This window comes from Streptomyces sp. NPDC048584, assembly GCF_043199595.1.
Classification (GTDB): Bacteria; Actinomycetota; Actinomycetes; order Streptomycetales; family Streptomycetaceae; genus Streptomyces; species Streptomyces edwardsiae.
The window spans coordinates 20,330-42,520 of record NZ_JBICWF010000002.1 but is presented as its reverse complement, the minus strand read 5'-3'; the positions used below and the strand labels follow the sequence as shown (position 1 = coordinate 42,520).

Genomic DNA, 22,191 nt, shown 5'->3' with positions numbered 1-22,191 from the left:
CTACTTCTCCTTCTTGGCGCCGTAGCGGCTGCGGGCCTGCTTGCGGTTCTTGACACCCTGGGTGTCGAGCGAACCGCGGATGATCTTGTAGCGAACACCGGGCAGGTCCTTCACACGGCCGCCGCGCACGAGCACGATGGAGTGCTCCTGCAGGTTGTGCCCCTCACCCGGAATGTAGGCAGTGACCTCGATCCCGCTGGTCAGACGCACACGCGCGACCTTACGCAGGGCCGAGTTCGGCTTCTTCGGGGTGGTCGTGAACACACGCGTGCAGACGCCACGGCGCTGGGGCGAACCCTCGAGTGCGGGCGTCTTGTTCTTCTCGACCTTGTCCTGCCGGCCCTTTCGGACCAGCTGCTGGATCGTAGGCACTACTTCTCCGGTTTCTGTGTGCCGAATGGTGAAGCTAACCTGAAACATTCACCGACCCACGCGGTCGGGTGTGTCGAATCCTGCGGACTCCCACCGCGAGGCAGAAGAAGGCGCTGAATTACGGTGGCCGTGTCTCGCCCTCCGGTGCGGTGTGATGGCACGCACGAAGGCCAGGGCACACCCCAGGCACAAGGTCTGAGCGTACCTACCGCATACGCTGCGGTCAAAACAAATGCCGTACGGCCCGGCACGCCGGACTTCTCCCACTTCATCCAGCGTACGCTCCGTGAGCACCCCCGCCCGTTCCGTGGCCGGTCCGTGGCCGATATGTCGTGTTGGCCGGATCGCGCCCTTTACATGGGGGCGGTCAGTACTTTGATCCGTCCGCCGCACAGGAACGGGGGGGCAGCCTGATGACATCGGCGTCGCACGGACCGGACGACGGCGGTCCGGAGGACCGGGTGCCGTTTCCGGCCCGTCTGGAGAGCCAGGAACGGACCGCGCTGCTCTCGCTCGGCCGGGAGCTGCGGTTCGCTCCCCGGGTCGTGCCGCTGCACCAGCGTGAGCCCTCCTCCCACGTCCTCTTCCTGGTCCAGGGCTGGACGAAGGTCACAGCCGCGGCGGCCAACGGCTACGAGGCGCTGCTCGCCCTGCGGGGTGCGGGCGACGTCGTCAGGGAGTCGGCGGCGCTGACCGGGCGTCCCCGGTCGGCGGCGGTGACCGCGCCGGAGGCGGTGCGGGCGGTGGCCCGGCTGCACCACCTGCGGCCGTACCTCCAGCCGACGCGCTGAACCCGCGGAGCCCGAGCGGGCCGGTCAGGCCGAACCCGCCACGACGGCCAGCAGGCCGACGAAGCCCAGGAACACCGCCCAGCCGGCGATCGACAGCCAGCCGAGCACCAGCCCGGTCACGGCGAGGCCGTCTCCGCCCTCGCCGGTGCGGCGCATCTCGGACTGGGCCAGGTGGCCGAGGATCACGGCGGGCAGCCCCGTGAGCCCGCCGGTGACCACGCACAGGACGCCGCAGACCATCGAGGCGACCGCCTTGCCGTTGGTCCTCGGCTGCAACCTGGGCAGGAAGGTCGCCGGCACCGGTCCGGCGGCCGCCACCGGATGCGGCACCGGGCCCTGTGGCAGATCGGCGACCAGCAGCGACAGCTCCGCGACGGTGCGGGCCGCATAGGCCCGGGCGACACGCTTCTCGAACTCGGGATGCTCCAGCCTGCCCTCGCCGTACCCGGCCCGCAGCACGTCCACCGCGCGCTCGCGGTCGGCGTGCGAGGCCAGCATCGACGGGGCGCCGGGCCCCTGCAACGGGTTGCCCTGCCACGGAGTCGGGTACGACACGGCTGCCTCCCGGGGGCGGGGCGGATGTCCCCGATGAACGGTTTCACCCACTTGAACGCACCGTACCGGGCGTTTGGTTCCACCGCGTCCTTCCCGCGGTGCGGGCACCCGGCTCCCGGTACGCCGAAGGGCGGCCACCCACGGGGTGACCGCCCTTCGGTTCATGCGCGCACTCGCCTACTGGTTGTACGGACCGTAGTCGTAGTCCTCCAGCGGGACGGCCTGGCCGGAGCCCGTGCCGAAGGGCGAGTAGTCGATGTCGTCGTAGCCGACGGCCGAGTACATCGCGGCCTTGGCCTCCTCGGTCGGCTCCACCCGGATGTTGCGGTAGCGGGACAGGCCCGTACCGGCCGGGATGAGCTTACCGATGATGACGTTCTCCTTGAGGCCGATGAGGCTGTCGGACTTGGCGTTGATCGCCGCGTCCGTCAGCACCCGGGTCGTCTCCTGGAAGGAGGCGGCCGACAGCCAGGACTCCGTCGCCAGCGAGGCCTTGGTGATACCCATCAGCTGCGGACGACCGGAGGCCGGGTGACCGCCCTCCTGGACCACACGACGGTTCTCGGTCTCGAACTTCGAGCGCTCGACCAGCTCACCGGGCAGCAGCTCGGCGTCGCCGGACTCGATGATCGTCACCCGGCGCAGCATCTGCCGGATGATGATCTCGATGTGCTTGTCGTGGATCGACACACCCTGCGAGTTGTAGACCTTCTGGACCTCGCCGACCAGGTGGACCTGGACGGCACGCTGACCCAGGATGCGCAGCACGTCGTGCGGGTTGGTGGCACCCACGGTGAGCTGCTGGCCGACCTCGACGTGGTCGCCCTCGCCGACCAGGACCTTGGCACGCTTCGAGATCGGGAACGCCGTCTCGTCGCTGCCGTCGTCCGGGGTGACGACGAGCTTCTTGGTCTTCTCGGTCTCCTCGATCCGCACGCGGCCGGAGGCCTCGGAGATCGGGGCGACACCCTTCGGCGTACGGGCCTCGAAGAGCTCGACGACACGGGGCAGACCCTGGGTGATGTCGTCACCGGCCACACCACCGGTGTGGAAGGTACGCATCGTCAGCTGGGTACCGGGCTCACCGATGGACTGGGCGGCGATGATGCCGACCGCCTCACCGATGTCGACCAGCTTGCCGGTGGCCAGCGAACGGCCGTAGCACATCGCGCAGGTGCCGACGGCGGACTCGCAGGTCAGGACCGAGCGGGTCTTGACCTCCTCGACGCCGCGGGAGACGAGCTCCTCGATGAGGACGTCGCCCAGGTCCGTGCCGGCCGGGGCAAGCACCTGACCGTCGACGACGATGTCCTCGGCGAGGCAGCGCGCGTACACGGAGGTCTCGACGTCGCCCTCCTTGCGGAGCACGCCCGTCTCGTCCCGGCTCGCGATCTTGAGGCGCAGACCGCGGTCGGTGCCGCAGTCCTCCTCGCGGATGATGACGTCCTGGGAGACGTCGACCAGACGACGGGTGAGGTAACCCGAGTCGGCGGTACGCAGAGCGGTGTCCGCCAGACCCTTACGGGCACCGTGCGTGGAGATGAAGTACTCCAGCACGGACAGACCCTCACGGAACGAGGCCTTGATCGGACGCGGGATCGTCTCGTTCTTCGCGTTCGACACCAGACCACGCATACCGGCGATCTGACGCATCTGCATCATGTTGCCTCGTGCACCCGAGTTCACCATCATGAAGATCGGGTTGGTCTTCGGGAAGTTCTCGTTCATCGCCTCGGCGACCTCGTTGGTCGCCTTGGTCCAGATCGCGATGAGCTCCTGCGTGCGCTCGTCCTTGGTGATCAGACCGCGCTCGTACTGCTTCTGGACCTTCTCGTCCTGCGCCTCGTAGCCCTTGACGATCTCCTTCTTCGCCTCGGGAACGACGACGTCGGAGATGGCCACGGTGACGCCGGAGCGGGTGGCCCAGAAGAAGCCGGACGCCTTCAGGTTGTCGAGCGTCGCCGCCACGATGACCTTCGGGTAGCGCTCGGCGAGGTCGTTGACGATCTCCGAGAGCTGCTTCTTGCCGACCTCGTAGTCGACGAACGGGTAGTCCTCGGGCAGCAGCTCGTTGAAGAGCGCGCGGCCCAGCGTGGTGTTCAGCCGGAAGGGGTCACCCTGCTGCCACTCCCCGCTGTCGGACGCGGCGCCCTCCTCACCCGCCGGCGGGGTCCAGCCGCGCGGCGGGATGGTGCCGACCGGGAAGCGGATGTCGATCCTCGACTGGAGCGACAGCTCGCCCGCGTCGAAGGCCATGATCGCCTCCGCGACCGAGGCGAAGGAACGGCCCTCGCCCTTGAGGTCGCGCATCTCGCCGTCGGTGGTGAGGAAGAACAGACCGAGGACCATGTCCTGGGTCGGCATCGTCACCGGGCGGCCGTCGGCCGGCTTGAGGATGTTGTTCGAGGACAGCATCAGGATGCGGGCCTCGGCCTGCGCCTCCGCGGACAGCGGAAGGTGCACGGCCATCTGGTCACCGTCGAAGTCCGCGTTGAACGCGGTGCAGACGAGCGGGTGGATCTGGATGGCCTTGCCCTCGACCAGCTGCGGTTCGAAGGCCTGGATGCCGAGGCGGTGCAGCGTGGGCGCACGGTTCAGCAGAACCGGGTGCTCCGCGATGACCTCTTCGAGGACGTCGTACACGACCGTGCGGCCGCGCTCGACCATGCGCTTGGCGCTCTTGATGTTCTGCGCGTGGTTCAGGTCGACCAGGCGCTTCATCACGAACGGCTTGAAGAGCTCCAGCGCCATGGCCTTCGGCAGACCGCACTGGTGCAGCTTCAGCTGCGGGCCGACGACGATGACGGAACGCGCCGAGTAGTCGACTCGCTTGCCGAGCAGGTTCTGACGGAAGCGGCCCTGCTTGCCCTTGAGCATGTCGGACAGCGACTTCAGCGGACGGTTGCCGGGGCCCGTCACCGGGCGGCCGCGACGGCCGTTGTCGAAGAGCGCGTCCACGGCCTCCTGGAGCATGCGCTTCTCGTTGTTCACGATGATCTCGGGCGCGCCGAGGTCGAGAAGCCGCTTCAGGCGGTTGTTGCGGTTGATGACACGGCGGTACAGGTCGTTCAGGTCGGAGGTCGCGAAGCGGCCACCGTCCAGCTGCACCATCGGACGCAGGTCCGGCGGGATGACCGGCACGCAGTCCAGCACCATGCCCTTGGGGCTGTTGCTGGTCTGCAGGAACGCGGAGACGACCTTGAGGCGCTTGAGCGCACGGGTCTTCTTCTGGCCCTTGCCGGTACGGATGATCTCGCGGAGACGCTCGGCCTCCTCCTCGAGGTCGAAGGACTCCAGGCGCTTCTGCAGCGCCGCGGCACCCATCGAGCCGTCGAAGTACGTGCCGAAGCGGTCGCGCAGCTCGCGGTAGAGCAGCTCGTCGCCCTCGAGGTCCTGGACCTTGAGGTTCTTGAACCGGTTCCACACCTCGTCGAGGCGGTCGATCTCGCGCTGCGCACGGTCGCGCAGCTGCTTCATCTCACGCTCGGCGCCCTCGCGCACCTTGCGGCGCACATCGGCCTTGGCACCCTCGGCCTCGAGCTCGGCCAGGTCGGTCTCGAGCTTCTTGGCCCGGGCCTCCAGGTCGGCGTCGCGGCGGTTCTCGACCTGCTGGCGCTCGACGGAGACATGGGCCTCCAGCGAGGGCAGGTCGCGGGTGCGGCGCTCCTCGTCGACGTACGTGATCATGTACGCCGCGAAGTAGATGACCTTCTCCAGGTCCTTCGGGGCGAGGTCGAGCAGGTAGCCGAGGCGCGACGGTACGCCCTTGAAGTACCAGATGTGCGTGACGGGCGCGGCGAGCTCGATGTGGCCCATCCGCTCACGGCGCACCTTGGCGCGGGTGACCTCGACGCCACAGCGCTCACAGATGATGCCCTTGAAGCGGACGCGCTTGTACTTGCCGCAGTAGCACTCCCAGTCCCGGGTCGGACCGAAGATCTTCTCGCAGAAGAGTCCGTCCTTTTCGGGCTTGAGCGTGCGGTAGTTGATCGTCTCGGGCTTCTTGACCTCGCCGTGGCTCCACTGACGGATGTCGTCAGCGGTGGCCAGGCCGATCCGGAGCTCGTCGAAGAAGTTGACGTCGAGCACTATGCGTCAATCCCTCTCAGGGTTGTAAGTCATGGGGTCTGAAACGGGGGTCCTGGGGTCGGCGGCCTTCAGGAAGAAGGCCGCCGGACTCCCGTCAGACCTCTTCGACGCTGCTCGGCTCGCGCCGGGACAGGTCGATGCCGAGCTCCTCCGCCGCGCGGAAGACGTCCTCGTCGGTGTCACGCATCTCGATGGACATACCGTCGCTGGACAGCACCTCCACGTTCAGGCACAGGGACTGCATCTCCTTGATGAGCACCTTGAAGGACTCGGGGATGCCGGGCTCGGGGATGTTCTCGCCCTTGACGATGGCCTCGTAGACCTTCACTCGGCCGGTGACGTCGTCGGACTTGATGGTCAGCAGCTCCTGGAGGGCGTAGGCGGCGCCGTACGCCTCGAGTGCCCACACCTCCATCTCGCCGAACCGCTGGCCACCGAACTGAGCCTTACCACCCAGCGGCTGCTGGGTGATCATGCTGTACGGACCGGTCGAACGCGCGTGCAGCTTGTCGTCGACCAGGTGGTGCAGCTTGAGGATGTACATGTAGCCGACCGAGATCGGCTCCGGGAACGGCTCACCCGAGCGGCCGTCGTACAGCCGCGCCTTGCCGGAGGGGAGCACCATGCGCTCGCCGTCCCGGTTCGGGATGGTGTGCTGGAGCAGACCCGCGAGCTCGTCCTCACGCGCGCCGTCGAAGACCGGGGTGGCGACGTTGGTACCGGGCTCGACCTTGTCGGCGCCGATGACCTGGAGCCGCTCGGCCCACTCCTCCGCGAGGCCGGAGACGTCCCAGCCGCGGCTGGCGAGCCAGCCGAGGTGGATCTCCAGGACCTGTCCCGGGTTCATTCGGGACGGGACACCCAGCGGGTTGAGGATGATGTCGACGGGCGTGCCGTCCTCCAGGAACGGCATGTCCTCGATCGGGTTGATCTTGGAGATGACGCCCTTGTTGCCGTGCCGGCCGGCGAGCTTGTCACCGTCGGTGATCTTGCGCTTCTGCGCGACGTAGACGCGCACCAGCTGGTTGACACCGGGGGGAAGCTCGTCGCCCTCCTCGCGGTCGAAGACGCGGACGCCGATGACCTTGCCGATCTCGCCGTGCGGGACCTTCAGCGAGGTGTCGCGGACCTCACGGGCCTTCTCACCGAAGATCGCACGCAGCAGGCGCTCTTCCGGGGTCAGCTCGGTCTCACCCTTGGGCGTGACCTTGCCGACGAGGATGTCGCCGGCGACGACCTCGGCACCGATGCGGATGATGCCGCGCTCGTCGAGGTCGGCGAGGACCTCCTCGGAGACGTTCGGGATGTCCCGGGTGATCTCCTCGGGGCCGAGCTTGGTGTCACGGGCGTCGACCTCGTGCTCCTCGATGTGGATCGAGGAGAGGACGTCGTCCTGCACGAGGCGCTGCGACAGGATGATCGCGTCCTCGTAGTTGTGGCCCTCCCACGGCATGAAGGCGACCAGCAGGTTCTTGCCGAGCGCCATCTCGCCGTTCTCGGTGGCGGGGCCGTCGGCGAGGACCTGGCCGGTGATGATCCGGTCGCCCTCGTTGACGATGACCTTCTGGTTGACCGAGGTGCCCTGGTTGGAGCGGGAGAACTTCGCCAGGCGGTACGTGATGTACGTGCCGTCGTCGTTGGCGGTGGTGATGTAGTCCGCGGAGACCTCCTGGACCACACCGTCCTTCTCGGCCTTGACCACGTCGCCGGCGTCGACGGCGGAGCGGTACTCCATGCCGGTGCCGACGAGCGGGGACTCGCTCTTGATCAGCGGCACGGCCTGGCGCATCATGTTCGCGCCCATGAGGGCACGGTTGGCGTCGTCGTGCTCGAGGAACGGGATCATGGCGGTCGCGACCGACACCATCTGGCGCGGCGAGACGTCCATGTAGTCGACCTCGTCGCCGGGGACGTAGTCGACCTCTCCGCCGCGGCGGCGGACCAGGATCCGGTTCTCCACGAACCGCATGTCGTCGTTGAGCGGCGCGTTGGCCTGCGCGATGACGAAGCGGTCCTCCTCGTCGGCGGTCAGGTAGTCGACCTCGTCGGTGACCTGGCCGTCGACAACCTTGCGGTACGGCGTCTCGATGAAGCCGAACGGGTTGATCCGGCCGTACGAGGCGAGCGAGCCGATCAGACCGATGTTCGGGCCTTCCGGCGTCTCGATCGGGCACATGCGGCCGTAGTGCGACGGGTGCACGTCGCGGACCTCGAAGCCGGCCCGCTCACGGGAGAGACCACCCGGGCCGAGGGCGTTCAGACGACGCTTGTGCGTCAGCCCCGACAGCGGGTTGTTCTGGTCCATGAACTGGGACAGCTGGCTGGTGCCGAAGAACTCCTTGATGGAGGCGACGACCGGCCGGATGTTGATCAGGGTCTGCGGCGTGATCGCCTCGACGTCCTGGGTGGTCATGCGCTCGCGCACGACACGCTCCATACGGGCGAGCCCCGTACGGACCTGGTTCTGGATCAGCTCGCCGACGTTACGGATGCGGCGGTTGCCGAAGTGGTCGATGTCGTCGGTCTCGACGATGATCGAACGCCCGGAGCCGCCGACCGTCTCGACCTCGCCGGCGTGCAGCTTCACCAGGTACTTGATGGTGGCGATGATGTCGTCGGTGGTGAGCACGCCGGCGTCCAGCGGCTCGTCCCCGCCGAGCTTCTTGTTCACCTTGTAGCGGCCGACCTTGGCCAGGTCGTAGCGCTTGGGGTTGAAGTAGAGGTTCTCGAGCAGCGTCTGCGCGGCCTCACGCGTGGGGGGCTCGCCCGGACGGAGCTTGCGGTAGATGTCGAGCAGCGCGTCGTCCTGGCCCTGGGTGTGGTCCTTCTCCAGGGTGGCGCGCATGGACTCGTACTCGCCGAACTCCTCGAGGATCTGCTCGGTGGTCCAGCCGAGCGCCTTCAGAAGGACGGTGACGGACTGCTTGCGCTTGCGGTCGATGCGTACGCCGACCATGTCGCGCTTGTCGATCTCCATCTCCAGCCAGGCACCCCGGGACGGGATGATCTTGGCGGAGAAGATGTCCTTGTCGGACGTCTTGTCGATGCTGGAGTCGAAGTAGACGCCGGGCGAGCGGACCAGCTGGGACACCACGACACGCTCGGTGCCGTTGATGACGAAGGTGCCCTTGTTCGTCATGAGCGGGAAGTCGCCCATGAAGACGGTCTGGGACTTGATCTCGCCGGTCTCGTTGTTGGTGAACTCGGCGGTGACGAAGAGCGGGGCGGCGTACGTGAAGTCGCGCTCCTTGCACTCGTCGATGGAGTTCTTCGGCGGCTCGAAACGGTGGTCACGGAAGGTCAGGGACATCGACCCGGAGAAGTCCTCGATCGGGGAGATCTCTTCGAAGATCTCCTCCAGACCGGACTTGGTGGGGACGTCCTGGCCGTTCTCGAGAGCCTCCTCGACCCGACTCTGCCAGGCGGTGTTGCCGAGCAGCCAGTCGAAGCTCTCGGTCTGCAGCGCGAGCAGGTTCGGAACCTCGAGAGGCTCCTTGATCTTTGCAAAGGAAATGCGCAGCGGGGCGGTGCTGGCGCCGTTGTTCGTATTCGCGGTCGAGGCGTTGCGCGAGGCGGCCAAGAGGGGGTCCTTCCGAGGGCTCGGACTCACTACGCGCGTACCGGCCCCCCACTGGGCAGAGAGACAGACATCCCAGGTCAGAGATGATCCAGTCGTCCATACTCGAGTGAGGGCATGCCCCTGGTGACGGGCAGGGGACAGCTAACAGGCAGCGCAAAGGGTCAGTGTAGCCACTTGGCACACTGATGTCCAATGCCGGTCCGCGAGACCGGTGGAGGCCCTCGTTCTTCTCAACTCCTGCGACAAGGCGCTGCCCTCAACGCACCGTGATACTGCCCTCTTTGCCGTCGATCCATGCCTCGGATTCGGATCCTTGTGACGACGCGTCCTGAGAATTGCGCGCCGCGTGCGGTTCGTCAAGGCCCCCCTTGCCGTGACCGCCTGCCACCAGGCGATCTTCACGGCCGGTGGAGGCCACAACGAAGATCACCATACCCCCCGCCGTCCCGGGGGCAAGGCAGCCGCCTCCGACCCCCCGGTACGCCGAAGAGCGACCACCCGGATGGATGATCGCTCCTCAGCGCTCGAGCGTTACACGTCCCTGGGGACGCGCGCCGGGTCCTGGGGACCCGGAGGGTGTTACTTGACCTCGACGGAGGCGCCGGCGCCCTTGAGGGACTCGGCGGCCTTCTCGGCGGCGTCCTTGGCGACCTTCTCGAGGACGGGCTTCGGGGCGCCGTCCACGAGGTCCTTGGCCTCCTTCAGACCCAGGGAGGTCAGCTCACGCACAACCTTGATGACCTGGATCTTCTTGTCGCCGGCACCGGTGAGGATGACGTCGAACTCGTCCTGCTCGGCAGCAGCCTCGGCCGGGGCGGCAGCGGCGGCCGGGGCGGCGGCGACGGCAGCGGCGGCGGTGACGTCGAACTTCTCCTCGAAGGCCTTCACGAACTCGGAGAGCTCGATGAGGGTCATCTCCTCGAACTGCGCGAGCAGGTCTTCCTGGCTGAGCTTCGCCATGATGGCGGTCCTTCCACTAATTCGGCAGATGCCGGATGTACGGGGTGAGGCGGGCGTGTGCCTTACGGCATTACTGCGTAGACGTCGGGCCCGCGTCGACCCTCACCTCATGCGGTTCATGCGGCGAGGATCGGAAAGCGAGCCGAATTACTCGGCACCGCCCTGCTCGGCCTGCTTGGCACGGAGCGCGTCCACGGTGCGGACGAGCTTCGAGGGGAGCGCCTGGAGGAGCTGAGCAGTCTGCGTCTGCTTGCCCTTGAAAGCGCCCGCCAGCTTGGCGAGCAGAACCTCGCGGGACTCGAGGTCCGCAAGCTTCTTGATCTCGTCGGCGGACATCGCCTTGCCGTCAAGGACACCGCCCTTGATGACGAGATTCGGGTTGTCCTTGGCGAAGTCACGAAGACCCTTCGCCGACTCCACCGGGTCACCGGTGACGAAGGCGACTGCCGTCGGACCGTTGAACAGGTCGTCCAGCGTCGAGATACCGGCCTCGTTGGCCGCAATCTTGGTCAGCGTGTTCTTCACCACGGCGTACTGGGCGTTCTCACCGAGCGAACGGCGCAGCTGCTTGAGCTGAGCCACGGTGAGACCGCGGTACTCGGTCAGCACGGCGGCGTTGGAGTTGCGGAACTGGTCCGTCAACTCGGCAACCGCGGCAGCCTTGTCGGGCCTCGCCATAGAGCCTCGGCCTCCTTCCGGGTGATTCGGACCGCGCGGACCCGAAGGAGGACTGGGGAAAACGAAACGCCCCGGCGCAGGCGCACGGGGCGTAGCTCAACCGGTTGTTCGCTTCCTTGCGGCAGCGAGCTCCGGGAACTCTTCCACTGACACCTGCGCGGGTCGTCCGCAGTTCAGCGGATCCTTCGGCCACCGTATGCTCTGATGAGCACACGGCAACGACCAGCGGTCTTTGGCTTCTGTGGAAGAGTACGCGAACGGATCGGCGACAAGCAAATCGGCCGATCGGGGGCGTTCCTAGGCGTCGGCGCCCAGGTCCTCCAGGTCCTGGAGCATCTCCATGAAGTCGACCGTCTCGCTCGCCGCCGGCGCCTTGACCTCGGCTGCGGCTCCGTAGTCGGAGTAGTGGGCGGTCATCTTCATCGTGCCCTCGGACATCTGCATGCCGACGGTCATCTTGGCCGGGTAGTCGTCCTCGTTGACCCAGACCTCGGTGTCGTAGCCCTTCAGGCCGCTCTTCTTCATGTTGGCGACGAGCTGCTCACGCTCCTCGCCGGTGAACACGCCGTCCAGCGCCTTGTTGGCGTCGAGCATCTCCTCGATGCTCAGCGTGCCCTTGTAGTGCTGCGTCCGGACCCCGTCGACCTTCTCCGGGCCCACGTGCTTGAGGCTCTTGGAGCCGAGCAGCATGGCCAGCTGCTTCGCCGGGTCCTGGTTCATGTTCTCCAGGCCGCCGGTCATCTGCTTCTGGACCGCGGGGTCACCGGTCGCCTCGGCCATGGCACCGAAGTCCATCTTCATCCAGCGCTTGCCGTCCATCTCGGCGGCCGACTCCGCGCCCATGTCCACGTACATGACGCCGTCCAGCATGATCATGCGGGACTGCTCGGGAGCGTCCGGGGAGCCCTCGGTGAGCGCCGAGCCCTTCAGGGTGACGTCCATGACGGCCGGGTCCCAGCCCTGGACGCCGGACATCTCCATGCTCCCGCCGCCCATCGGGCCGGCCGGCATCTCCATCGTCATGCGCACCTTGGAGGACTTGGCCTCCGAGGTGTTCTTGAAGGCGGCCTGGAGGACTTCCGTCATCTCGTTCTGCGTCTGGACCTTGGACTCCGTGGAGCCTCCGGCCTTCTTCTTCGTCCCGCCCCCGTTACCGTCCTGACAGCCCGCCACGCCCGCGACGACGGCCACGGCCGTCAGACAGACCCCCACACGCTTCCATGCGGCCATGCCCATGAATCCCACCCCTGGTTGATTTGTTCGCTGTGCTACGTCTGTGAACGCAATGAGACCGTAGCCCACTCCACTGACACTGTCGTACGAAAAAACCCGCCCCCGTGTCTCGGGCGAGACACGGGGGCGGGGTGTGCTGTGGTGCACGGGCCGGTCGGTCGGCCCGCCCGGCTCAGACGGCGGCCGGGTCCTCCTCGACGAGGAGGTTGCGGGTGCGGTTCGAGTCGAGCGGAATGCCGGGGCCCATCGTGGTGCTGATGGCGGCCTTCTTGATGTAACGACCCTTGGCGGCCGACGGCTTCAGACGGAGGATCTCCTCCAGCGCCGCGGCGTAGTTCTCCACCAGCTTGGTGTCGTCGAACGACGTCTTGCCGATGATGAAGTGCAGGTTCGAGTGCTTGTCGACGCGGAACTCGATCTTGCCGCCCTTGATGTCGTTGACGGCCTTGGTGACGTCCGGGGTCACGGTGCCGGTCTTCGGGTTCGGCATCAGACCACGGGGACCGAGCACGCGGCCGAGGCGGCCGACCTTGCCCATGAGGTCCGGGGTGGCGACGACGGCGTCGAAGTCCAGACGGCCCTTCGACACCTCGTCGATCAGCTCGTCGGCGCCGACGATGTCGGCGCCCGCGGCGCGTGCGGCCTCGGCACGGTCACCGGTCGCGAAGACCAGGACCCGGGCGGTCTTGCCGGTGCCGTGCGGGAGGTTCACGGTGCCACGGACCATCTGGTCGGCCTTGCGCGGGTCGACACCCAGGCGGAAGGCGACCTCGACGGTGCCGTCGAACTTGCTCGTGGACGTCTCCTTGGCGAGACGGACGGCCTCGAGCGGGGCGTACTGCTTCTCCCGGTCGATCTTGGCGTCCGCAGCGCGGAGAGACTTGCTGCGCTTGCTCACTGAAAGCTCCTGTGGAATCTGAGGAGTCGTGGTCCGGGCCGAGCCGGCCCTTCCACTACTGCTTGGCTTGCGGGGGTGGAGGTCAGCCCTCGACCGTGACGCCCATGGAACGGGCGGTGCCGGCGATGATCTTCTCGGCGGCGTCCAGGTCGTTGGCGTTGAGGTCGGGCATCTTCGTGGTGGCGATCTCACGGACCTGGTCACGCGTGATCTTCGCGACCTTGGTCTTGTGCGGCTCGCCGGAGCCCTTCTCCACACCCGCGGCCTTGAGGATCATCTTGGCGGCCGGCGGGGTCTTGGTGACGAAGGTGAAGGAACGGTCCTCGTAGACCGTGATCTCCACCGGGATGACCCAGCCACGCTGCGACTCGGTCGCGGCGTTGTACGCCTTGCAGAACTCCATGATGTTCACGCCGTGCTGACCCAGCGCGGGGCCGACCGGCGGGGCCGGGTTCGCGGCACCGGCCTGGATCTGGAGCTTGATGAGCCCCGTGACCTTCTTCTTCTTGGGAGGCATGACTCTCCGGGTCCTTTCGATTCGGGTCCTGCCCGCGTCAGGGGACAACCCGGACGCAGGCATACCGCACAACGATAACGGGTATGGATGCGCGGCCAAAAACCGCGCAGGTCAGCCAAGTGCGCGAGCACTCGGCTGACCTGCGCGGAAGCTCTGTGCCAGAAGGACTAGTTCTTCTGGATCTGGTCGAAGGAGAGCTCGACCGGCGTCTCCCGGCCGAAGATCTCCACCAGGCCCTTGACCTTCTTGGAGTCGGGGTTGATCTCGTTGATGGTCGCCTGCAGCGTGGCGAACGGGCCGTCGGTGACGGTGACCGAGTCGCCGACCTCGAAGTCCAGCACCTGGACCTCGACCTTGCGCTGCGGGGCCGGCTTGCCCTCGGCCTCGGCTGCCTCGCGGGCGGCCTTCTCCTCGGCCTCCGGGGCGAGCATCTTCACGATCTCGTCCAGCGTCAGCGGGTAGGGGTCGTAGGCATTGCCCACGAAGCCGGTGACACCGGGGGTGTTGCGGACGACACCCCAGGACTCGTTCGTCAGGTCCATGCGGACCAGGACGTAGCCCGGGAGCTTGTTCTGCTTGATCGTCTTGCGGTCGCCGTTCTTGATCTGGACGACCTCTTCCTGCGGCACCTCGGCCTGGAAGATGTAGTCCTCGACGTTCAGCGAGACGGCGCGCTGCTCCAGGTTGGTCTTCACCCGGTTCTCGTAGCCCGCGTAGGTGTGGATGACGTACCACTCGCCGGGCAGCGTCCGCAGTTCCTCGCGGAGTTTCTCGACCGGGTCGCGGTCGTCCTCGGGCTCTTCGGCCTCCTCGGCCGCTTCCACGGCCTCGGTGGTCTCGTCCGTCTCGGTGGTCTCGTCCGCGTCGGCGCTCTCGTCCGCGTCGGTGTCGGCAGCCTCGGCCTCGGCGGAGGCCTCGGTGTCCTCGACGTCCGCGCCCTCGACGGCGGCGAGCGCGTCCTCGGCGGACTCGGCCCCTTCGCCGTAAGGCTCGACGGCGTCGTTCACGTTCGGGTCAGACACGGTGGCTGCTTCTTCCTGGATGCAAGGGGTGGAACATGCGAAAAGGAGCGCCGGATACCTCGGCGCTCTTCGCTCTCGGCTCAGCCGAAGACGTACTTGGCGGCGTGGCTGAGGCCATAGTCGATCAGGGTGATCAGACCGATCATCAGGACGACGAAGACGATCACTGCCGTCGTGTACGACGTCAGCTGATTCCGCGTCGGCCAGACGACCTTGCGGAGCTCCGCGACGATCTGACGGTAGAAGAGGGCGAGGCGCTTCAGCGGGCCCTTCTTGGCCCGCTTGCCGCCCTTGCGGGCCTTCTTCTTGGAATCCGGTGCTTCGTCCTGGGCATCAGGCATGTCGATGGAGCCCACGGCGTCCGTCACTCGTCCTCACCTGATTCCGGGTCGTGGCCGTGCCGCGCCCGGTTCGAGCCCGCACGGCGGTGCATTGCTGTACGTACATGCGCACACATCCTGGCGAAGGTGTGTGTATAGCAGGGCCGGAGGGACTTGAACCCCCAACCGCTGGTTTTGGAGACCAGTGCTCTACCAATTGAGCTACGACCCTTTGTGCGTTCCCCAACGTACCGCATCCGACCGGATGCTTGGTGTACACCGGCTGAGCGCGGGCCGCTGAAGGCCAACGAGGTGAGAGTGTACGTGTTCCTGGGCCGGGCGTCGAACAGAAAGTGCCTGGGAGGGGCGCTCCGGCGGAAGATCGTCCTGGCCGGGCGGCGCCGGCGGTGCCGATCCGGACTGGTGTTCAGGGGTTTACCCGGACCTGTTCACTCCGTGAAACCCCCGTGCCGCGTGGGTTTCCGGTCTGGAACGATGGGCCCATGAGCGCTGCAACCCCTCCCACCGAGCGCCGGGTCTCCGCCCGAGTCGGCGCGATCTCCGAGTCCGCCACCCTCGCCGTGGACGCCAAGGCCAAGGCCCTCAAGGCCGCCGGGCGACCGGTGATCGGCTTCGGCGCCGGTGAGCCCGACTTCCCGACGCCGGACTACATCGTCGAGGCCGCGATCGAGGCCTGCAAGAACCCGAAGTACCACCGGTACACCCCGGCCGGCGGTCTGCCGGAGCTGAAGTCCGCGATCGCCGCCAAGACGCTGCGCGACTCCGGCTACGAGGTGGACCCCTCCCAGATCCTGGTCACCAACGGCGGCAAGCAGGCCATCTACGAGGCCTTCGCCGCGATCCTCGACCCGGGCGACGAGGTCATCGTCCCGGCGCCGTACTGGACGACGTACCCGGAGTCGATCCGGCTGGCCGGCGGTGTTCCGGTGGAGGTCGTCGCCGACGAGACCACCGGCTACCGCGTGAGCGTGGAGCAGCTGGAGGCGGCCCGCACCGAGCGGACGAAGGTCGTCCTCTTCGTCTCCCCGTCCAACCCGACCGGCGCGGTCTACAGCGAGGCCGAGACCGAGGCGATCGGCCGCTGGGCCGTCGAGCACGGCCTGTGGGTGCTCACCGACGAGATCTACGAGCACCTGGTCTACGGCGACGCCGTGTCCGTGTCGCTGCCCGCGCTGGTGCCCGAGCTGCGCGACAAGTGCGTCGTGGTCAACGGTGTGGCGAAGACCTACGCGATGACGGGCTGGCGGGTCGGCTGGATCATCGGCCCGAAGGACGTGGTGAAGGCCGCGACCAACCTCCAGTCGCACGCCACGTCCAACGTGTCCAACGTCGCCCAGATGGCCGCACTCGCCGCCGTGTCCGGGAACCTGGACGCGGTCGCGACGATGCGGGAGGCGTTCGACCGGCGGCGCAGGACCATCGTCCGGATGCTCAACGAGATCGACGGTGTGGTCTGCCCGGAGCCCGAGGGCGCGTTCTACGCCTACCCCTCGGTGAAGGCGCTGCTCGGCAAGGACATCCGCGGCAGGCGTCCGCAGAGCTCGGTCGAGCTGGCGGCGCTCATCCTCGAGGAGGCCGAGGTCGCGGTGGTACCGGGTGAGGCGTTCGGCACACCCGGCTATCTGCGGCTGTCGTACGCGCTGGGTGACGAGGACCTCGTCGAGGGTGTGAGCCGCCTCCAGAAGCTGCTCGCGGAGGCCCGCGACTGACGTCGTCTCCTACCTCGCAGGGGCGCCCGGGATCTCCCGGGTGCCCCTGTTCGTTTGTGCGAGCAAGACCACTAAAGGGGAAAGCGCTACCGGGACGGCGAGGGTGTGCGGCAGGATCGGCGAATGCTGAGCTCTTCAGGGGGGCACCCCCCGAACCCCCCGCGTGTGCGTGATCTCTCCGAACTGCCCAAGGCCCATCTGCACCTGCACTTCACCGGGTCCATGCGGCCCACCACCGTGCTGGAACTGGCCGACAAGTACGGCGTGCGCCTGCCCGAGTCGCTGACCGACGCGCTGACGAGCGGGGAGCCGCCGAGACTGCGGGCCACGGACGAGCGCGGCTGGTTCCGTTTCCAGCGGCTGTACGACGCGGCGCGCTCGTGCGTGCGGGAGCCCGAGGACATCCAGCGGCTGGTGCGGGAGGCGGCGGAGGAGGATCTGCGGGACGGCTCCGGGTGGCTGGAGATCCAGGTCGACCCGACGTCGTACGCGCCCCGGCTGGGCGGGCTGATCCCGGCGCTGGAGATCATCCTGGACGCGGTGGACACGGCGCGGCGGGACACCGGGATCGGGATGCGGGTGCTGGTGGCCGCCAACCGTATGAAGCATCCGCTGGACGCGCGCACCCTGGCCCGGCTGGCGGTGCGGTACGCGGACCGGGGCATCGTCGGGTTCGGCCTCTCCAACGACGAGCGGCGCGGGATGGCCCGCGACTTCGACCGGGCGTTCGCGATCGCGCGCGAGGGCGGGCTGCTGTCGGCACCGCACGGCGGCGAGCTGACCGGGCCCGCGTCGGTGCGGGACTGTCTGGACGACCTGGAGGCGGACCGTATCGGCCATGGCGTACGGGCGGCGGAGGACCCGCGGCTGCTGCAGCGGCTCGCGGACCGCCAGGTGACGTGCGAGGTGTGCCCGGCGTCGAACGTGGCCCTGGGCGTCTACGACAAGCCGGAGGACGTCCCCCTGCGCACCCTCTTCGACGCGGGTGTCCCGCTGGCCCTGGGCGCCGACGATCCCCTGCTCTTCGGCTCCCGCCTCGCGGCCCAGTACGAGCTGGCCCGCCACCACCACGCCTTCACGGACATGGAACTGGCCGAACTGGCCCGTCAGTCGGTACGCGCCTCGACAGCTCCGGACTCAGTGAAGTCGGACCTCCTGTCAGGCGTGGACACCTGGCTCACCACCCCCGCCTGACCGCGGGCAACCGCGCCGCGGAGGCAGACGCGACAACTCCGTCGTCAGTGTGGGCGATCGGACCGCGGGCGGCACGGGTGGGCACAGCGGTACCCCGCGAACGCCGGCTGCGCAACGGCCCCGGCCCCCGCGACCACCGGGCCGCGTCACACCCCGCGCCCAGCCCTCGCCCCCCCGGCAACGGAGATTCCGCTACAGGCTGACGCCCACCGTCACCGGTTCGTTGACCAGGGTGATGCCGAACGCCTCGTGGACGCCCGCGACGACCTCGCGGGCCAGCGCGAGAAGGTCCTCGGTGGTCGCGTCCCCCCGGTTGGTGAGTGCGAGGGTGTGCTTCGTGGAGATGCGGGCCGGGCCGTCGCCGTAGCCCTTGGTGTAGCCGGCCTTGTCGATCAGCCAGGCGGCGGAGGTCTTGGTGTGGCCCTCGCCCGCGGGGTACGCGGGAGGCTCCACGCCGTCGCCGAGGCGTTCCCGGACACGCGCGCGGAAGGCGGTGAACGTCACCTCGTCGAGGACGGGGTTGGTGAAGAAGGAGCCGGCCGACCAGGTGTCGTGGTCCTCGGGGTCCAGGACCATGCCCTTGCCCGCCCGGAGCTTCAGCACCGTCTCGCGGGCCGTGGCCAGCGGTACCCGCTCGCCCGGCGCGACGCCGAGGACGCGGGCCGTCTCGGCGTACTTGACGGGTCCGGAGAGGCCGCCCGCGTCCTCCAGCCGGAAGCGCACGCGCAGCACGACGTACCGCTCGGGGTCGGCCTTGAAGCGGCTGTGGCGGTAGGAGAAGGCGCACTCCTCGTTGCCGAGGGTGACGGTCTCGCCGGCCCTGCGGTCGTAGGCGACGACCTCGGTGATCGTGGAGGAGACCTCCTGGCCGTACGCCCCCACGTTCTGGATCGGGGTGGCGCCGGCCGAGCCGGGGATACCGGCCAGACATTCGACTCCGGCGAGGCCGGCTTCCACGGTGCGGGCGACGGCGTCGGTCCACACCTCGCCGGCCGCCAGCTCCAGCCGCGTACCGTCCAGGGCGAAGCCCTTGGTCGCGACGACCAGGGCGGTGCCGTCGAAGCCCTTGTCGCCGATGACCAGGTTGGAGCCGCCGCCGATGACCAGCAGCGGCGTACCGCTGTCGTCGGCCTCGCGGACGACGGCGATCACCTCGTCGTCGGTCGTCGCGGTGACCAGCCGGGTCGCGGGACCGCCCAGCCGGAAGGTGGTCAACGGGGCGAGGGGGGCGTCGTGGAGTTCCTGCACGGGCTCAAGACTACGAGACGGCACCGACAGCCCCGCCCCCGATGTGTCGGCTCAGCTCAGCCGGACGACCGCCCGCGACATGCCCAGCACCTTCTGGCCGGCGCTCATCGCGAGGAGGTCCACGCGGACCGTGTTGTCGTCGAGCTTGACGGCGACCTTGCCGCTGACCTCGATGACGGCGCCCTGCTCGTCGTCGGGGACGACTACCGGACGGGTGAAGCGGACGCCGTACTCGACGACCGCGCCCGGGTCGCCCACCCAGTCGGTCACCACGCGGATCGCCTCGGCCATGGTGAACATGCCGTGCGCGATCACGTCGGGCAGGCCGACCTCCTTGGCGAACCGCTCGTTCCAGTGGATCGGGTTGAAGTCGCCGGAGGCACCCGCGTACCGGACAAGGGTGGCGCGCGTCACGGGGAACGTCTGTGCGGGCAGCTCGGTGCCGACCTCGACGTCGGCGTAGGAGATCTGTGCCGTCATGTGCTTCACGCCTCCTCGGCCCCGCGGGCCACCAGCTTGGTCCAGGCGGTGACGACGTGTTCGCCGTGCTGGTCGTGCACCTCGCCGCGGATGTCGAGTATGTCGTTGCCGCCCATCGAACGGATCGTCTCGATGGTCGAGGTGACGGTCAGCAGGTCACCCGCGCGCACCGGACGGACGTAGGCGAACTTCTGGTCGCCGTGCACCACCCGGCTGTAGTCCAGGCCGAGCCGGGGATCGGCGACGACCTGCCCGGCGGCCTTGAAGGTGATGGCGAAGACGAAGGTGGGCGGGGCGATCACATCGGGGTGGCCGAGCGCCTTGGCGGCCTCCGCGTCCGTGTACGCCGGGTTGGCGTCCCCCACCGCTTCGGCGAACTCGCGGATCTTCTCCCGGCCCACCTCGTAGGGCTCGGTGGGCGGGTAGCTCCGCCCCACGAAGGACTGGTCGAGCGCCATGCGCGCGGCACCTCCTGTGTCTGACTGGGTCTGCCTGGGTGTCTGGTCCGACGGGAAAACGACACGAGGCCGCCCCCCTTGGCTGGGGGGACGGCCTCGTGTACGAGCCTGTTTTATCGCGTTTCGCGGTGCGCGGTGTGCGCGTTGCAACGCGGGCAGTGCTTCTTCATCTCAAGACGGTCCGGGTTGTTACGCCGGTTCTTCTTGGTGATGTAGTTCCGCTCCTTGCACTCCACGCAGGCCAGCGTGATCTTCGGGCGGACGTCGGTGGCAGCCACGTGAGTGCTCCTTGACGGACGGATCGACTGTATTTACGCAAGCAAGAGTAGCCGATCGAAGGACCGACCCCGCAATCGGCTACTGTCTGTAGCGGTGACCGGACTTGAACCGGTGACACAGCGATTATGAGCCGCTTGCTCTACCGACTGAGCTACACCGCTTTGATGCGATCGGACCCCGCCTCGCGACAGGAACCTCACACACCAGAGCCCCAAAACGGAATCGAACCGTTGACCTTCTCCTTACCATGGAGACGCTCTGCCGACTGAGCTATTGGGGCGAGCGATGAAGACATTACACGCTCCGCCGCCGATCGCCCAAATCCGTTTCGGCCCCCGCTTCCGGGACGGACCACGCCGGTACGACTATTGGCCTCCTGCCGGCGAGGGCCGACCCCCCGGCCTAGGCTCGACTCACTCTGCGTGATCTTTTCCGCGCGATCCTCCCCGCGTGACCTTGCCCTCCGTGCGCAGCCCGAGCCCCTGGAGTGCGATGCCCGACAGTCGGCCGCAGCCACCGCCCCGCCCGCCCTCGTCGCCGGGGCCGGTGCCGGTCGATCCGGCCCCGCTGCTGCTGTGCGGCGCGCGTCTCACCGACGGCCGGACCGTGGACGTACGGCTGGGCGGCGGGCGCATCGAGGCGGTCGGTACGGCCGGCAGCCTGGCGGCGGAGGGCACGCGCGCGTACGGCACGCGGGTCGACCTCACCGGCTATCTCCTCCTGCCTGCCCCCGCCGAACCTCACGCCCACGCGGACACCGCCCTGTCCGCCGACGCCGGCGGCCCTGTCTCGTACGACCCCCGGGACGTCCAGCGGCGTACGACGGAGGCGGCGCTGCTCCAGCTCGGGCACGGGGCGACGGCGCTGCGGGCCCATGTGCGCGTGGGTGACATGGCCGGGCTCGGCGCGCTGACCGCCGTACTGCGGACGGGGCGTTCGCTGCGCGGGCTGGCCGAACTCACGACGGTGGCCATGCCCCGGCTGCTGACGGGGGTGGCCGGGGCGGACGGGCTCGCGGTGCTGCGGGACGCGATGAAGATGGGCGCGTCCGCGGTGGGCGGCTGTCCGGACCTCGACCCTGATCCCACGGGCTATGTGGAGGCGGTCCTGGAGCTCGCCTCCGAGCACGGCTGTCCGGTCGACCTGCACACGGACGCCCCCGATCCCGTCCGGCTGGCCCGGTTCGCGGCGATGGCGGGCGGGCTGCGGCCAGGGGTCGCCGTCGGGCCGTGCGGCGGTCTCGCCCGGCTGCCGGCCGAGTCGGCCGCCCGGGCGGCGGACCGGCTCGCGGCGGCCGGGGTGACGGTGGTGTGCCTGCCGCAGGGCGGCTGTGGCGCCGTCGACCGCCGGGGCGTGGCTCCGGTACGGCTGCTGCGGTCGGCGGGGGTGCGGGTGGCCGCCGGAAGCGGGGCGCTGCGGGACGTGTCGAACCCGGTGGGCCGCGGCGATCCGCTGGAGGCGGCGTATCTGCTGTCCTCCCGCCACGGGCTGTCCGCCGACGACGCCTGTACGGCGGTGGGCGCGGCGGCGCGGGCGGCCCTGGGGCTGCCCGAGGTGCGCGTGGAGGCGGGTTTCCCGGCCGAACTGCTGGCGGTGCGCGGGGAGAAGCTCTCGGGGGCGCTGTCGTCGGCGTACAGCCGCGTCGTGGTGCACGCGGGGCGGGTGGTGGCGTGGACGAGCGCGGTGCGGGAGTACTGCGGTTCGGCGCCGGCGGAGGAGGGGACGGGGTTGCCGAGGCAGGGCCGGGGGCCCGCGTAGCACCCGTGCGGCTCCGGGGGGGGTTGCGC

General features: G+C 68.4%; 19 protein-coding genes, 3 tRNA genes and 1 pseudogene. 4 read left to right on the top strand and 19 right to left on the bottom strand.

Annotated elements, in window-relative coordinates:
• Window positions 1–372 carry a 30S ribosomal protein S12 gene (rpsL, locus tag ACGFR9_RS04370; protein WP_003948652.1) on the bottom strand — a complete coding sequence of 124 codons (372 nt, stop codon included), beginning with the start codon at window positions 370–372 and terminating at the stop codon, window positions 1–3.
• A 413-nt stretch (window positions 373–785) separates the two neighbouring features.
• On the opposite strand from rpsL, the pseudogene ACGFR9_RS04365 reads away from it, so the two are divergent.
• Window positions 786–1,121, top strand: a pseudogene (locus tag ACGFR9_RS04365) (cyclic nucleotide-binding domain-containing protein); the annotation flags it as partial.
• 66 nt (window positions 1,122–1,187) lie between these two features.
• Here ACGFR9_RS04365 and ACGFR9_RS04360 read toward each other — a convergent pair.
• The 12 genes from ACGFR9_RS04360 to ACGFR9_RS04305 all read right to left on the bottom strand — a co-directional run bounded on the left by ACGFR9_RS04360 (window position 1,188) and on the right by ACGFR9_RS04305 (window position 15,247).
• On the bottom strand, window positions 1,188–1,718 hold the full coding sequence (locus ACGFR9_RS04360) for a DUF1707 and DUF4190 domain-containing protein (protein WP_393202838.1): 531 nt from the start codon (window positions 1,716–1,718) through the stop codon (window positions 1,188–1,190).
• 177 nt (window positions 1,719–1,895) lie between these two features.
• Window positions 1,896–5,807: a DNA-directed RNA polymerase subunit beta' gene (locus tag ACGFR9_RS04355; protein WP_393202836.1), complete on the bottom strand. Its 3,912-nt coding sequence runs from the start codon at window positions 5,805–5,807 to the stop codon at window positions 1,896–1,898.
• Between the two features lie 94 nt (window positions 5,808–5,901).
• Window positions 5,902–9,387, bottom strand: coding sequence for a DNA-directed RNA polymerase subunit beta (gene rpoB / locus ACGFR9_RS04350; protein WP_393202834.1), 3,486 nt, complete (start codon window positions 9,385–9,387; stop codon window positions 5,902–5,904).
• 256 nt (window positions 9,388–9,643) lie between these two features.
• Window positions 9,644–9,820 (bottom strand): hypothetical protein, encoded by a 177-nt coding sequence (locus tag ACGFR9_RS04345; RefSeq protein ID WP_158713695.1) that lies wholly within the window; start codon window positions 9,818–9,820, stop codon window positions 9,644–9,646.
• A gap of 146 nt (window positions 9,821–9,966) precedes the next feature.
• Complete coding sequence (rplL, locus tag ACGFR9_RS04340; protein WP_030220906.1) at window positions 9,967–10,347, bottom strand: 50S ribosomal protein L7/L12; 381 nt, start codon at window positions 10,345–10,347, stop codon at window positions 9,967–9,969.
• Between the two features lie 147 nt (window positions 10,348–10,494).
• Entirely contained in the window at window positions 10,495–11,025 is a 531-nt protein-coding gene (rplJ, locus tag ACGFR9_RS04335; protein ID WP_030220903.1) for a 50S ribosomal protein L10, read from the bottom strand.
• A 297-nt stretch (window positions 11,026–11,322) separates the two neighbouring features.
• Complete coding sequence (locus ACGFR9_RS04330; RefSeq protein ID WP_393202832.1) at window positions 11,323–12,261, bottom strand: hypothetical protein; 939 nt, start codon at window positions 12,259–12,261, stop codon at window positions 11,323–11,325.
• A gap of 169 nt (window positions 12,262–12,430) precedes the next feature.
• Window positions 12,431–13,156, bottom strand: coding sequence for a 50S ribosomal protein L1 (rplA, locus tag ACGFR9_RS04325; protein ID WP_030220897.1), 726 nt, complete (start codon window positions 13,154–13,156; stop codon window positions 12,431–12,433).
• An 82-nt stretch (window positions 13,157–13,238) separates the two neighbouring features.
• Window positions 13,239–13,673, bottom strand: a complete 435-nt coding sequence (gene rplK, locus ACGFR9_RS04320) for a 50S ribosomal protein L11 (RefSeq protein ID WP_004927359.1) — start codon at window positions 13,671–13,673, stop codon at window positions 13,239–13,241.
• Window positions 13,674–13,840: 167 nt separating this feature from the next.
• Window positions 13,841–14,695 (bottom strand): transcription termination/antitermination protein NusG, encoded by an 855-nt coding sequence (nusG, locus tag ACGFR9_RS04315; protein WP_393202829.1) that lies wholly within the window; start codon window positions 14,693–14,695, stop codon window positions 13,841–13,843.
• Between the two features lie 80 nt (window positions 14,696–14,775).
• Complete coding sequence (gene secE / locus ACGFR9_RS04310) at window positions 14,776–15,063, bottom strand: preprotein translocase subunit SecE (protein WP_030220886.1); 288 nt, start codon at window positions 15,061–15,063, stop codon at window positions 14,776–14,778.
• Between the two features lie 111 nt (window positions 15,064–15,174).
• A tRNA-Trp gene (locus ACGFR9_RS04305) sits at window positions 15,175–15,247 on the bottom strand.
• Window positions 15,248–15,518: 271 nt separating this feature from the next.
• On the opposite strand from ACGFR9_RS04305, the gene ACGFR9_RS04300 reads away from it, so the two are divergent.
• Complete coding sequence (locus ACGFR9_RS04300) at window positions 15,519–16,745, top strand: pyridoxal phosphate-dependent aminotransferase (protein WP_393202827.1); 1,227 nt, start codon at window positions 15,519–15,521, stop codon at window positions 16,743–16,745.
• Between the two features lie 123 nt (window positions 16,746–16,868).
• Window positions 16,869–17,939, top strand: a complete 1,071-nt coding sequence (locus ACGFR9_RS04295; protein ID WP_393202825.1) for an adenosine deaminase — start codon at window positions 16,869–16,871, stop codon at window positions 17,937–17,939.
• A gap of 192 nt (window positions 17,940–18,131) precedes the next feature.
• Here the strand turns inward: ACGFR9_RS04295 and ACGFR9_RS04290 are convergent, their stop codons facing one another.
• From ACGFR9_RS04290 to ACGFR9_RS04265, 6 genes are all read right to left on the bottom strand, one after another.
• Window positions 18,132–19,187, bottom strand: coding sequence for a UDP-N-acetylmuramate dehydrogenase (locus ACGFR9_RS04290; protein WP_393202823.1), 1,056 nt, complete (start codon window positions 19,185–19,187; stop codon window positions 18,132–18,134).
• 51 nt (window positions 19,188–19,238) lie between these two features.
• The gene (locus tag ACGFR9_RS04285) at window positions 19,239–19,667 is read right to left on the bottom strand and encodes a MaoC family dehydratase (RefSeq protein ID WP_393202821.1); all 429 of its coding nucleotides are present in this window, start codon (window positions 19,665–19,667) and stop codon (window positions 19,239–19,241) included.
• A gap of 5 nt (window positions 19,668–19,672) precedes the next feature.
• Entirely contained in the window at window positions 19,673–20,125 is a 453-nt protein-coding gene (locus ACGFR9_RS04280; protein WP_393202819.1) for a MaoC family dehydratase N-terminal domain-containing protein, read from the bottom strand.
• A gap of 113 nt (window positions 20,126–20,238) precedes the next feature.
• Complete coding sequence (gene rpmG, locus ACGFR9_RS04275; RefSeq protein ID WP_003948671.1) at window positions 20,239–20,403, bottom strand: 50S ribosomal protein L33; 165 nt, start codon at window positions 20,401–20,403, stop codon at window positions 20,239–20,241.
• A gap of 89 nt (window positions 20,404–20,492) precedes the next feature.
• A tRNA-Met gene (locus tag ACGFR9_RS04270) sits at window positions 20,493–20,565 on the bottom strand.
• Between the two features lie 46 nt (window positions 20,566–20,611).
• Window positions 20,612–20,684: transfer RNA gene (locus ACGFR9_RS04265), tRNA-Thr, on the bottom strand.
• A gap of 212 nt (window positions 20,685–20,896) precedes the next feature.
• On the opposite strand from ACGFR9_RS04265, the gene ACGFR9_RS04260 reads away from it, so the two are divergent.
• Complete coding sequence (locus ACGFR9_RS04260; protein ID WP_393202817.1) at window positions 20,897–22,162, top strand: amidohydrolase family protein; 1,266 nt, start codon at window positions 20,897–20,899, stop codon at window positions 22,160–22,162.
• Window positions 22,163–22,191 lie beyond the last annotated feature (29 nt).

What these genes read in the sequence shown, in the direction of transcription:
- ACGFR9_RS04345 (WP_158713695.1), bottom strand. Translation starts at nt 9,820, where the DNA reads ATGGTGATCTTCGTTGTGGCCTCCACCGGCCGTGAAGATCGCCTGGTG.
- rplL (WP_030220906.1), bottom strand. Translation starts at nt 10,347, where the DNA reads ATGGCGAAGCTCAGCCAGGAAGACCTGCTCGCGCAGTTCGAGGAGATG.
- rplJ (WP_030220903.1), bottom strand. Translation starts at nt 11,025, where the DNA reads ATGGCGAGGCCCGACAAGGCTGCCGCGGTTGCCGAGTTGACGGACCAG.
- ACGFR9_RS04330 (WP_393202832.1), bottom strand. Translation starts at nt 12,261, where the DNA reads ATGGGCATGGCCGCATGGAAGCGTGTGGGGGTCTGTCTGACGGCCGTG.
- rplK (WP_004927359.1), bottom strand. Translation starts at nt 13,673, where the DNA reads ATGCCTCCCAAGAAGAAGAAGGTCACGGGGCTCATCAAGCTCCAGATC.
- ACGFR9_RS04300 (WP_393202827.1), top strand. Translation starts at nt 15,519, where the DNA reads ATGAGCGCTGCAACCCCTCCCACCGAGCGCCGGGTCTCCGCCCGAGTC.
- ACGFR9_RS04295 (WP_393202825.1), top strand. Translation starts at nt 16,869, where the DNA reads ATGCTGAGCTCTTCAGGGGGGCACCCCCCGAACCCCCCGCGTGTGCGT.
- ACGFR9_RS04285 (WP_393202821.1), bottom strand. Translation starts at nt 19,667, where the DNA reads ATGACGGCACAGATCTCCTACGCCGACGTCGAGGTCGGCACCGAGCTG.
- ACGFR9_RS04280 (WP_393202819.1), bottom strand. Translation starts at nt 20,125, where the DNA reads ATGGCGCTCGACCAGTCCTTCGTGGGGCGGAGCTACCCGCCCACCGAG.
- ACGFR9_RS04260 (WP_393202817.1), top strand. Translation starts at nt 20,897, where the DNA reads ATGCCCGACAGTCGGCCGCAGCCACCGCCCCGCCCGCCCTCGTCGCCG.